Source organism: Streptococcaceae bacterium ESL0729 (assembly GCA_029391995.1).
Classification (GTDB): domain Bacteria; phylum Bacillota; class Bacilli; order Lactobacillales; family Streptococcaceae; genus Floricoccus.
On sequence record CP113924.1, the window covers coordinates 1190690 to 1203127 of the forward strand.

Sequence of the window (12438 nt, forward strand, 5' to 3'; positions counted from 1 at the left end):
TTTTACCATAAAATATGACATAAAAAACGGCCAAGAAGCTAGGAAAGGAAAGAAAAAGTGACTACTGGTCTTCCTTTAATTTTTTGAGTTTTTCTAGGAGGTCTTCTTTTTCAGAAGCACTTGAAATAACAAATAAATTCTCCACATGGTTATCTCTTAAGGCCTGCCATAATTTTTTATCATAGTTAAAGGCAATTTTTAAAAATTCCAAGTATTCCCCGTCAAATTTTTCCTCGAACTGTTCAGGCATATCAGGACGAGTCGCCTTTGATTTCTTAAATTTAAGGCTCCTTTTAATAATCCTAAAAATTCTTTTGTATCTGGGACACTCAAGAACAACAACCAAATCAGCATCCCTTAGCCTTAAGTCCAAAGTCCCCAGGTAGTTGCCATCAATCAGCCAAGAATCATGCTCTTTCATAAAGGCTTCTTGCTGGCTTCTAAGAATTGATTCAGCCTCTTTGGAGTAATCAGTCTCATGCCAGATTTTATCCAAATGAAGGGTTGGTATATTTAAACTTTCTGCTAGCTTTCTGGCTAAAGTCGACTTACCACTTCCCGGTGGCCCTAGTAAAAGCAATTTCATCATTAGTCCTTTCTTCAAAAGCCTTCTTCAAGGCTTTTTAGCTGGTCAGATAGTTAAAAAGGTCGTCATCAGGAGGGCTTATAAATTCAAAATCAATTCCGACAGCCTTTTCCACCTTCCCATTTGATCTTGGGATATGACATTCACGAACCGTATCTAAGAGCGGCCTTGCCTGGCCAACAAAATAGGAGCTGGTTTCTTTTTCGGCATCTGATTTTTTTATGAAAATATAGGTCTCAAGGCCGTAAGCCTCATAATTTAAAAGGGTCTCAATCTCAGGGCTCGTAAGACTTCTTTTGGCCTTAGAAAACCAATTTATCCTATTTTTGCCAATAAATTTATTTTCATAAAGGGTCTGAGTGCTTGAAAGACCATCAATCCTTGACATGGTGATGAAAATCATCATTTTTTTCCTGTCTGGCCGAATTTTGTAACCTGCAATGGCTAAATCAACCTCTTGGTGGTCAAAGTTAAGAAAGCGGGTAACATCCCTTTTATCATACTTCTTAGCAGGGGTGAATATTTTTTCTCCGTCAAAATCACGGTTTTTATAAAGGGCAAGCTCCAGATAATCTGCAAAAGTTTCTCTGAAAAGCTGATTTTTTAAGGCCCTAACAAGAGAGGAACTTGGCCTAATCATCTCCTCTAATTCACTATAATCTATCAGTGGAACTGAATAGGTTTTGGCATAATTTGAAACCCAAAAGGACATATCTAAAACCTTGACCAGGGTCCTAAAGATTTCTTCATCCATAAGGACTTGCTGGGTTTTACAAAGTTCAAAAAATTCCTTTTTAGTCAAATAATCCTGTCCTAAAAAGGACCCTAAAAGAATAAGCTCTCTCCTTGATTTACCAGCTAGAAGCTCCCGGCCCATAAAGCGAAGGATACTTGTCTCCTCAAAACTTAGGTGGGGAATGGTCGGTTCAAGCTTGGCTAAAAATCCTGGATAGCTATCATAGCGGGTTGCTAGGGTAAAGGTGCTAGCTTCACTCAAATGCTCAAAATCCATGAGCCTAGGAATTCGTCCCATCCTATTTTTAAGGTGGAAGTAGGCGTCTCGCAAGAATTTCATGCTATCCAACTTGGCACTATTGATGGAGTCATAAATCCTACTTCTTGCAATCTCTTCAAAGTTTACAGTTGATAGACCTGGGGTATAATTACTTGAAAATAAATCATATCTTAGACTATCTTTACTACTAGACTTATGGCCAGATAAGGCCATGGGAATCAGGTAGTTGTTCTTATAGTTTCCAATAAAATCAAGGACAACCACATAATCCTTATCTGAAGAAAGCCTAAGCCCCCGGCCCAGCTGCTGGATAAAGACGATGCTTGATTCAGTATTTCTAAGCATGACCACCTGATTAATACTTGGAATGTCAATCCCTTCATTGAAAATATCCCGACTGATGATATAGTCAAGCTGACCCTCCTCCAAAGCCTCAACCGCCTGAGTCCGCTTACTAATGCTATCGCTAGCTGAAAGGGCACATGTCCTATATCCACGAGCATTTAAGAGATGACTCAAGCTTTGACCTTCTGCAACAGATGAGCAGAAAATTAAGCCGCAAGTCCTGCCTGATGAGGTTCCGTAGTAAGCCATTTTTTCGACAATGTAGTCGATTCGCTCTTCATTTAGGAGCTCCTTCAAGGGACTTTTTTCATCAACCACCTGTCCCTCATGGCTATAATCAGCTACCCCGTAGTAGTGAAATGGGGTGAGAAGTCCCTGGTCTAAGGCAGCTTCCAGGCGAATTTCATGGGCAATATTGTAGTCAAAAAGTTCAAAAAGATTGTAGTCATCATTTCTTTCAGGAGTAGCTGTCATCCCCAGAAGGAAGCTTGGCGTAAAGTAGTCAAGAACCTTTAAATAAGATTCAGACCCTGCCCTGTGGGCTTCATCAATAATGATATAGTCAAAATGATCTTTGGCAAAATCAAGTAGATTTTCATCCCTTGATAAGGACTGGATGGTCGCAAAAAGATAGGGCTTATGAATCTCTTTTTTTAAGGAAGAATAAAAGCCATAATCTTTAGCATTTCCACCTAAAACCCTTTGAATGGTGGCCCTAGCATCCCGTAAAATCTGCTCCCTATGAACCACAAAAAGGAATTTTTGGGGCTTGAATTTTTTTAGGTCAAAGGCTGACAAGTAGGTCTTACCTGTCCCTGTCGCGGCTATCAAAAGAGCCTTCTTAAAACCATTGATACGCGACTCTTCAAGACCTTTTAAGGCCCTAAGTTGCATCACATTGGGGCTGATTTCAACTTTACTATCAGATAATTCAGCAGGTAACTTTGAGGTCTTTTCTAAGGGTTTGTAATTTTTTTGATAACGGTCAATAAAGTCTTGGTCTAAATCAACTGACTCCTCCCAGAGATTTTCAAAGGATTGGTCCATCTGCCTTGAAAAATCACTTGCTGCTGGCCTCTTAACTAGAGTATTCCACTCTAAATTGATTTTTAGGGCCGTTTCGGTAAGATTGGATGAGCCAGTCAGATAGCTCCTATAATTATCAGCCCTTTTAAAACTGTAACTTTTCAGGTGAAAGCCGTCCTGTAAATTTATCCGAACCTGCAAGTTAGGTATTTTTTTTAATTCCCTAAAAACTTGTGGGCTGTTAAAGTCCAGGTAGGTCGAGGTTATAAGCCGACCTTGAATCCCTCTGTCGTTCAAATCCGAAAGAGTGCTCTTTAACATGGCAAGACCCGACATGGTCACAAAGGCCACAGCAATAGTAAAACTTTGGCAGTCTCTTAATTCAGCCAGCAAGCTTGCAAGAACTGTCTCGTGTGTATTTTTTTTATTAGTAACAAGGGCTGGTTCAGATTCAAAGCTTTCAGCTGAACTTGAAGAACCTACCCTAAAATTTAAGTCCTTATCCATCCCTACTATACTAACAAGAAGACTCAAAAAAATCCACCAATAAGAGTTATAACATCAAAAAACCCTGGAAATCCAGGGTTTTTATTATTTTACAGGCTTTCCAGTTCTGCAATGCGGGCTACTGTCGTATCAAACTTAGTTTGGTAGTCAGCCCGCTTATCTTTTTCCTTTTGGACGATTTCAGCTTTTGCATTGGCTACAAAGCGTTCATTTGAAAGTTTCTTAGAAACCATTTCAAGTTCTTTCTCCCACTTAGCTTTTTCCTTGTTAAGACGAATAATTTCGTCTTCGATGTTGATTAAATCAGCCAGTGGCAAGTAGATTTCAGCATCAGATAGGATTGAAGTCATAGCTTTAGCTGGTGCTTCAAGGCTAGATGAGATTTCAAGGGTTTCAGGGTTTGTAAAGCGGCGGAGGTAGTTTTCATTTGCCTTGAAGAAGGCTTCGATCTCAGGGTTTTTCGCCTTGATAAGGATTGTAATCGGCTTACTTGGAGCCACGTTTACTTCGCTACGGGCATTACGGACACTACGGATTACTTCTTTTAGAACCTCAACCCCGTGGGCAGCTTCTGGCTCAGTAAAGACAGGGCGAACTACTGGGTATTTTGCTCTTACAAGAGTTGCCTCAGTGTGGGGGATATTTTCGAAGATTTCTTCAGTAACAAAAGGCATGATTGGGTGAAGGAGGCGAAGGATCTGGTCAAGAACGTAAGTTAGGACACTTCTTGTAACCTCTTTTTCCTCTTCATTATCCCCGTAAAGGACTTCTTTTGTAAGCTCGATGTACCAGTCCGCAAACTCGTCCCAGATGAAGTTGTAAAGGGCGCGCCCTGCTTCACCAAACTCAAACTTGTCGAAGTTTTCGGTAACTTTTTCAACTGTTTCGTTAAGGCGAGTTAGGATCCAGCGGTCTGTAACGTTTCCTGCGGTCTTGTTAGCTACTTTTTCAAGGTTGGCTGAAATATCTTCAACTGTTAGCCCTTCATTGTTCATGATGATGTAGCGGCTAACGTTCCAGATCTTGTTGATGAAGTTCCAGGCAGCGTCCATCTTCTCGTAAGAGAAACGTACGTCTTGACCAGGTGCTGAACCGTTTGATAGGAACCAGCGGAGGGCGTCTGCCCCATATTTTTCAATAACATCCATTGGGTCAATCCCGTTACCGAGTGACTTAGACATCTTGCGACCTTCTTCGTCACGGATTAGTCCGTGGATGAGGGTGTTCTTGAAGGGAGCACGTCCTGTAAACTCAAGTGACTGGAAGATCATACGGCTCACCCAGAAGAAGATGATATCATATCCTGTAACCAAAGTATTAGTTGGGAAGTAGCGTTTGAAGTCGCTAGACTCTTCGTCAGGCCAACCCATGGTTGAAAATGGCCATAGGGCACTTGAGAACCATGTGTCAAGAACGTCTGGATCCTGCTCCCAGTTTTCAGCGTCAGCTGGTGCTTCCATACCAACGTACATTTCACCTGTTTCCTTGTGGTACCAAGCTGGAATTTGGTGACCCCACCAAAGTTGGCGTGAGATTACCCAGTCATGGACATTATCCATCCACTGGAGGAAGGTGTCGTTGAAACGTTCTGGGAAGAAGGTTACCTTATCGTCTGTTTCCTGGTTCTTAACAGCGTTAGCTGCAAGTTCTTCCATCTTAACAAACCACTGAGTTGATAAACGGGCCTCAACTGGAACACCAGTACGTTCAGAGTGACCTACACTGTGGACGATTGGTTCAACCTTAACAAGATTTCCACTTTCGCGAAGGAGTTCAACAACCTGTTTGCGGGCCTCAAAACGGTCAAGTCCGTTAAGCTCACCAGCTAGTTCGTTCATGCTTCCGTCAGCGTTCATTACATTGACCTGTGGAAGATCATGGCGGCGGCCGACCTCAAAGTCATTTGGGTCGTGGGCTGGTGTAATCTTAACTACCCCTGTCCCAAATTCAGGGTCAGCGTGCTCATCACCAACAATTGGGATTACCTTGTTGACAAGCGGAAGGATTACGTTTTGACCGATAAGGTCCTTGTAGCGAGGGTCTTCAGGGTTTACGGCTACAGCCACGTCCCCAAACATTGTTTCTGGACGAGTTGTCGCAACTTCTAGTGACCCCTCGCCATTCTCAAGGTCGTAGGTCATGTGGTAGAAGGCACCTTGAACTTCCTTGTGGATTACCTCAATATCAGAAAGGGCAGTCATAGCTTTTGGATCCCAGTTGATGATATATTCAGCGCGGTAGATAAGTCCTTTTTCGTAAAGGCTTACGAAAACCTTTCTTACAGCTTCAGAAAGTCCAGCATCTAAAGTAAAACGTTCACGTGAGTAGTCAAGTGAAAGTCCAAGTTTACCCCATTGTTCCTTAATGGTTGAAGCGTACTCGTCCTTCCATTCCCAGACTTTTTCGATGAATTTCTCACGCCCAAGGTCATACCTTGTAATCCCGTCTTCACGGAGGCGTTCTTCAACCTTAGCCTGTGTCGCAATCCCTGCGTGATCCATCCCTGGAAGCCAGAGAGTATCAAAGCCTTGCATCCTTTTTTGGCGGATGATCATGTCTTGTAGGGTTGTATCCCAGGCGTGTCCCAGGTGAAGTTTACCTGTTACATTAGGTGGTGGAATAACGATGCTATAGGGTTCAGCATTTACGTCACCTGATGGTTTGAAGGCATCAGCTTCAAGCCATTTTTCATAGCGTCCCGCTTCAACTTCCTGTGGATTGAATTTTGTTGAAAGTTCAGTCATAATTTATCCTCTTATATTTTATTTGAGTTTTTCAGGTATTGTATTTAAGGGTAGCAAAAAACACCCCAACCTAGTCAGGGTGCTTCCGCACGGTACCACCTGTATTGCAGTTTCCTGCCACTCATTTATTAACTTATTTAAACACAAGCTACCTTCCTTTACCTTCAATAGAACCTTCCAGCAACCAGTTCCTCTCTTTAATTTCCGAATAAAGTACTCCTCTTGATTTTTCTAGTTTAGCAAATTTAGCTCCTAATTACAAGCAAGCTAGCAACTAATAGTTGAGCATATCCATTAATCCGTCTGGCAGGTCATGAAAACCTTTTTTTGCATGAAGGTTTGCAAACTTCATCAGTAAAAATTGATAGGCATCCAAACGGCTTTCATAGCGAATAACTGCTTCGCAAGCCCGCTCGTCACCTTCGTCTGCTACCTTTTGAGCTTCATTTACTGCCATTTCATTGACCTTTACCTGGGTTTCAACCCACTCTTCAAACTCTTTTAAAAATTCTTGTTCGTAAGTCATTTTTTCTCCAAATCTATTATTAATTGTCTAATATGCACTGGTAGGCCAGACGTTTACCTTCAAATTTAACCACACCCTGGTAGTTAAATCCTGCCTTAACTAGGGCTGCCTGCATGATTTTATTGGCAGGATGGGTATCTACCCTTATGTCCTCAAAGCCCTGATTACTAGCTAGAGCAAAGATATTTGACCACATGTAAGTCATAAGACCTTGGCCCCTGAAGCTATCATGAATAGCAATCCTATGAATACTAGTATATGCCTTATCACCTTGCCACTTGCCTTCTGATATCTTCTCATAAGCTTCTTCTGGCCCTTCAATCATTACGCAGTAACCAGCTAGCTGACCATCTACTAAAAGGGCATAGGGACTAGTATGATCTTCCCTTAAGTCCATTTGAATATCATCAATTGAGGGATAGTCACCCTGCCACTGATCTATGCCCTGACTTTTAAGAAAGGTGCGAGCACTGTCAATAAGCTCCATTATTTGGAAAATATCTTCCTGCCTGGCTGGTTTTAAATATATCATTGACTACCTCTTTGTAAGTTTAACAACAGCCTCTGTACGGCTAGTTTGAGGGAACATATCCACGGACTGGATATACTCAATTTTGTAAGCCTTGGCAAGTTTTACCAAATCACGGGCAAGGGTTGAGACATTGCAAGAAACATAGACCATCTTACTGGGTTTGTACCTAAGAATCACGTCAAGCAACTTGTCATCAACACCTGTCCTTGGTGGGTCAACAATCAAGGCATCAGCCCGGAAGCCTTCAGAATACCATTTGGGAATAATGTCTTCTGCTGCTCCCACCTCATAATGGGTATTATCAAAACCTAGATTTTGGGCATTCTTTTTGGCATCTTCAATCCCTTGGGCAATAACGTCCATTCCCCTCACCGATTTAACACGCCCCGCAAAGGCTAGACCAATAGTCCCAACCCCGCAGTAGGCATCAATTATATTATCATCTTCTCCTACATCAAGAGCTTTTACAGCTTCACTGTAGAGGGTGTTGGTCTGCTTACTGTTAAGCTGGTAAAAGGCCCTGGGACTTAGAGAAAATTCATAGTCAAGAACTCCTTCCTTAATGGTCTCCTGGCCCCAAAGAAGTTCTGTCTTCTCCCCGTAAATTTCACTGGTCTTTTTGGCATTAATATTCAGGGCAATTGTCCTAATCTCAGGATTTTCCTTGACTAAATCAGCAATTAAAGAGCTTAAATTCAAATTTTTGCTGCTGATAAAAACCAGCTGAACTTGATTGCTTTTTTGCCCGTGACGAATCATTACTGTTCTCAGACCTTGATTTTTCCTCTCGTCATAGAGGCTAATCTTGTATTTTCCAATCAGTCTTCTGACATCATTCAAAATCTTTTGGGTGAGCTTGTCCTGAACCAGGCAGTCATCAATATCAATAAGCCTGTGGCTATTTTCAGCATAAAGGCCTGCTAGAACCTTACCTGAAAATTCCCTGGTCTGAAATTGAAGTTTATTCCTATAATGCCAAGGGTCATCCATCCCCTTGGTTGCCCTTAAATCATAAGATTCAAAGCCTTCTGGCTTAAATTTATTTAGGGCCTGACGCAAGATGTCTCTCTTATACTCAAGCTGAGCTGGATAGGCCAGATGCATGATTTGACAACCTCCACAGGTTGAGTAGACCTTGCAGGCTGGAATCACCCTATTTTTTGATTTTTTATTGATTTTTACAATTTTTGCTTCAACATAATTTTTTTTAACTAGGGTAATCTGAGAAAAAACCTCCTCGCCCTTGAGGGCTCCCCGCACAAAGACTGTCTGTCCCTTATAATTTCCGATACCTTCACCGTTAATTCCCATTTTTTTAATTTTCAGGGGAATTTTTTGACCTGCTTTTAAATATACCATATAGAAATTATAACAAATGGATAGGTGGCTAGCTAGTTTTTTACAAATTTAATCCAATAAATCTTAACCTTTATTCATGTTAATTTTTTATCAAAATCCCTTGAAATCTCAATATTGGTAGCGTAACCATTCCCACCATGAAAACCTTTATCATAAATTTCAGAAGAGCATAATTCTTGCTAAAAAACTTACTTTTGTGTAAGATATAACTATCTTAAAGAATTTAGAGGAAAAGCAATGAGAACTGTTATTATCGGTACCAACCACGCTGGTATTGCGGCTGCAAATACCCTTTTAGATAACTATCCTGACCAGGAAGTTGTAATGATTGACCGTAACTCTAACTTGAGTTACCTAGGTTGTGGAACTGCTCTTTGGGTGGGCCGTCAAATTGATGGTTACGAAGGACTGTTTTATACCAATGAAGAAACCTTCATCCATAAGGGTGCTGAGATTCACATGGAAACAGTCGTTGATAAGATTGATTTTGATGCTAAGAAGGTTCACACTACAAGCCTTGCTGGCAAGGAAAGTGTTATCGATTATGACAAACTTGTTCTAGCGACAGGATCTCGCCCAATTATCCCAAATATTCCAGGAAAAGACCTTGAAGGACTTCACTTCCTAAAACTTTTCCAAGAGGGACAAGAGGTTGATAAGGATTTAAGCCGTGATGAGGTTAAGACTGTAGCCGTTATCGGAGCAGGTTATATTGGAGTTGAGATTGCAGAAGCTGCCCGCCGCCGCGGAAAGAATGTTCTTTTATTTGATGCTGCAACAACTTCACTTGCCTCTTACTATGATGAAGACTTTGCAAAACTTATGGATAAAAATCTTGAGGACAATGGAATTGAGCTTCACTTTGGTGAGCTTGCTACGGCCTATGAAGGAAGTGAGCGAGTTGAGCGTCTAGTGACTGACAAGGGAAGTTATGATGTCGATATGGTTATTAATGCCATTGGATTTACTGCCAATGCAGCCCTTGGTGCAGGCAAGCTTGAAACTTTTGCAAACGGAGCATATCTAGTCGATAAGCACCAACAAACAAGCAATCCTGACGTCTATGCTGTTGGGGACTGTGCTACTATTTACTCAAATGCCCTTCAAGATACTACCTATATTGCCCTTGCTTCAAATGCTGTTCGTTCAGGACTTGTTGCTGGTCACAATATTGGTGGTACTGAACTTGACGCCATTGGTGTTCAAGGATCAAACGGAATTTCAATCTTTGGCCTAGATTTAGTGTCTACCGGTCTATCTGTTAAGGCAGCAGAACGCTTTGGTTTCGAGGTTCTTTCTACTGAGTTTGAGGACTTACAAAAACCTGAGTTCATCAAAGAAGGTAATGCCATGGTTAAGATTAAGATTGTTTACGATAAAAACAATCGTCGTATCCTTGGAGCCCAGCTTGCTTCAACCTACGATATCTCAGCAAACATTCACATGTTTAGCCTAGCCATCCAAGAAGGTTTAACCATTGATAAACTTAAACTTTTGGATATCTTCTTCCTACCTCACTTCAACCAACCATACAACTACATCACAATGGCCGCTCTATCTGCAGAATAAAAAAATAATCACTGTCAATTGGGCAGTGATTTTTTTCTTGGAAAATTAAAATAGGAATAGAAAAAAACTTTTTCCATTCCTATCTCACAAAAACAAATACAATACTTTATCTTATAAGCAAAATAAGTACCGACGGTGTACAAAGCCGTAAAGAAATTATAGCATACTTTAGCTGCCTTATTTCACTTTAATTCCAAGATTTCATCTTTTTTTACAAAATACAAAAATATCCTATTGAATTATTTTCCTTTATCCCTATCTTTACCCATAAAGAAGCAAATAATAACTATTTAAGTCGTTTTTTCGTATAATATAGCATATGATAAAAATTACAAAAATTGAAAAGAAAAAAAGACTCTACAAGGTTGAATTCGATCAATCTGAAACCATCTATGTCACAGAAGATACCATTGTCAAATACATGATGTCAAAGGGTTCTGAATTTTCGGAGGCTGACCTCAAAGAAATTAGTGATTTTGCTAATTTTTCTCGTGGCAAAAATTTGGCCATCTACTATATTAGCTTTAAGATGCGGACTAAGATGGAAGTTATCCTTTATTTAAAGGAGCATGAGATTGATAACCATCAAATTGCCCGGGTCATCACTAGCCTTGAAGAAAGTAGATACATTGATGATGAGAACTATGCCGAATCCTTCATCAACTCAAAAATTAATGGCCAAAATATGGGGCCCCAGCAAATTAAGCAAAAATTAATGGCCAAGGGTATTTCAAGGGAGCTTGTTGAAGCAAAATTAGCTGACCTTTTTGACTACGACAAGCAAGTCGACGCCGCAAGTCAATTGGCTGAAAAATTAATCATGCAAAAATATCAAAAATTACCCCTTAAGATGCTTAAAATTAAAATAAGCCAAAGCCTGGTTAACAAGGGCTTCAGCTATGATTTAGCCAAGGAGGCCCTTGCTTCTTTGGAACTTGAAAGTGACCCACAAATCGAAAATGACCTCTTTGACAAAGATTTTAATAAAATTTTAAAGAGGTACCAAAATAAGTATGAAGGATATGACCTCAAACAAAGGATTACAGCAGCTCTTGCCCGTAAGGGCTATGACTTTGATTTAATTCGCAAGAATCTGCGGGAGTTTGATTTTTAATCTTAGTCAAAATAAGGGATAAGACTTACAATCTCTTCCTGGGTGAGCTCTCGAAAGTCACCAGCTCCTAAGTTTTCATCCAAATCCAGGGGACCAAATTTTACTCGCCTTAGTTTTAAGACAAGCTTTCCCCTTGAAAGAAACATCTTTCTTACCTGGCGATTCTTACCTTCTGACACCTGGACCAAGGCCTCATGACCTGATTTAAGGTCAAGAAATGCTTCCTTTAATTTGACATGACCATCAATTGTAAGACCTGCTTTAAAGGCAGCTACATCACTCAAATCAAGAGCTTCCTTGGTAGTCACCTGGTAAAGCTTGTCGACATGACTTTGAGGATTAAGCATTCTTCGGCCCAGGCGACCATTATCAGTAATCAACAAAAGGCCACTTGTCCAAAAATCTAAGCGGCCGACTGAATACAAATCCTTTTGATCAATATCGCCCAATAGGTCAAAAACCGTGGGATACTTGTCATCCTTGTTGGCACAAATGGTCTGAACTGGCTTATTCAGCATGTAGTAACGATGGGGGCTAAAGTTAATCTGCCTGCCCTCGTAAGTAATTTTTTGAACCCTGCTATCAACATTTTGACTTATTTTATAGGCCGCTTGCCCATCTACTAGAACCAAATTCTTTTTAATGGCCTGCCTTGCGGCCTTTTTATCAAGCCCCTGGGTCCTTATCAATAATTCATCTATCCTCAATCTCTTTACTTGACCTTTTTTTCCCTTTAATATATTCTAATATTACATTTTAAACAATTTATGAACAAAATAAAAGGGGGAAATTAAGATGGCTTTCACAAATACAAATAGCCGGGCTGCAAGCTTTGGTATTGCTTCAAGTCTACCCAGCCAAGTTATTGATACTTTTTGGTATATTATAGACAATAACTTGAAGGGAGTCTTTGTCTTGGAATCACTTATTAATTTTGAGCTTGTTGATGATGACAGCTACCTAAGCATCGTCTTTTCGCAAAACGGTTCCCCCGATAAGATTAAATTTGACTTCAACTACCCCTTCAGCAAGACTTGGCCAACAGACATTCATGTCATTGACCGAATGGGACGGGAGACAGTCCTTCTTCCAAGCGAGATGTAAACAAAAAAACC

Annotated in this window: 10 protein-coding genes; 3 read left to right on the plus strand and 7 right to left on the minus strand. The window is 40.6% G+C overall.

Annotation, left to right across the window (positions count from 1 at the left end):
* Positions 1 to 61 precede the first annotated feature (61 nt).
* The 6 genes from OZX68_05965 to rlmD form a co-directional block, all read right to left on the minus strand.
* Entirely contained in the window at positions 62 to 589 is a 528-nt protein-coding gene (locus tag OZX68_05965; GenBank protein ID WEV60463.1) for an AAA family ATPase, read from the minus strand.
* Positions 590 to 623: 34 nt separating this feature from the next.
* Complete coding sequence (locus OZX68_05970) at positions 624 to 3479, minus strand: DEAD/DEAH box helicase (GenBank protein ID WEV60464.1); 2856 nt, start codon at positions 3477 to 3479, stop codon at positions 624 to 626.
* An 89-nt stretch (positions 3480 to 3568) separates the two neighbouring features.
* Positions 3569 to 6226, minus strand: a complete 2658-nt coding sequence (locus OZX68_05975; GenBank protein WEV61389.1) for a valine--tRNA ligase — start codon at positions 6224 to 6226, stop codon at positions 3569 to 3571.
* A 271-nt stretch (positions 6227 to 6497) separates the two neighbouring features.
* A complete protein-coding gene (locus OZX68_05980; GenBank protein ID WEV60465.1) occupies positions 6498 to 6749 on the minus strand; it encodes a DUF1912 family protein in 252 nt (83 codons plus the stop codon).
* 19 nt (positions 6750 to 6768) lie between these two features.
* Positions 6769 to 7281, minus strand: coding sequence for a GNAT family N-acetyltransferase (locus OZX68_05985; GenBank protein WEV60466.1), 513 nt, complete (start codon positions 7279 to 7281; stop codon positions 6769 to 6771).
* 3 nt (positions 7282 to 7284) lie between these two features.
* A complete protein-coding gene (gene rlmD, locus OZX68_05990; GenBank protein WEV60467.1) occupies positions 7285 to 8640 on the minus strand; it encodes a 23S rRNA (uracil(1939)-C(5))-methyltransferase RlmD in 1356 nt (451 codons plus the stop codon).
* A 237-nt stretch (positions 8641 to 8877) separates the two neighbouring features.
* Here rlmD and OZX68_05995 point away from each other — a divergent pair, with 237 nt between their 5' ends.
* Both OZX68_05995 and recX read left to right on the plus strand, forming a co-directional pair.
* Positions 8878 to 10209, plus strand: coding sequence for an FAD-dependent oxidoreductase (locus tag OZX68_05995; GenBank protein ID WEV60468.1), 1332 nt, complete (start codon positions 8878 to 8880; stop codon positions 10207 to 10209).
* A 319-nt stretch (positions 10210 to 10528) separates the two neighbouring features.
* Positions 10529 to 11323 (plus strand): recombination regulator RecX, encoded by a 795-nt coding sequence (gene recX, locus OZX68_06000; protein ID WEV60469.1) that lies wholly within the window; start codon positions 10529 to 10531, stop codon positions 11321 to 11323.
* 2 nt (positions 11324 to 11325) lie between these two features.
* Here recX and OZX68_06005 read toward each other — a convergent pair whose 3' ends face one another.
* Positions 11326 to 12012, minus strand: a complete 687-nt coding sequence (locus OZX68_06005) for a pseudouridine synthase (GenBank protein WEV60470.1) — start codon at positions 12010 to 12012, stop codon at positions 11326 to 11328.
* A 106-nt stretch (positions 12013 to 12118) separates the two neighbouring features.
* On the opposite strand from OZX68_06005, the gene OZX68_06010 reads away from it, so the two are divergent.
* Positions 12119 to 12427, plus strand: a complete 309-nt coding sequence (locus OZX68_06010; protein ID WEV60471.1) for a DUF960 domain-containing protein — start codon at positions 12119 to 12121, stop codon at positions 12425 to 12427.
* The last annotated feature ends 11 nt before the right edge of the window (positions 12428 to 12438 follow it).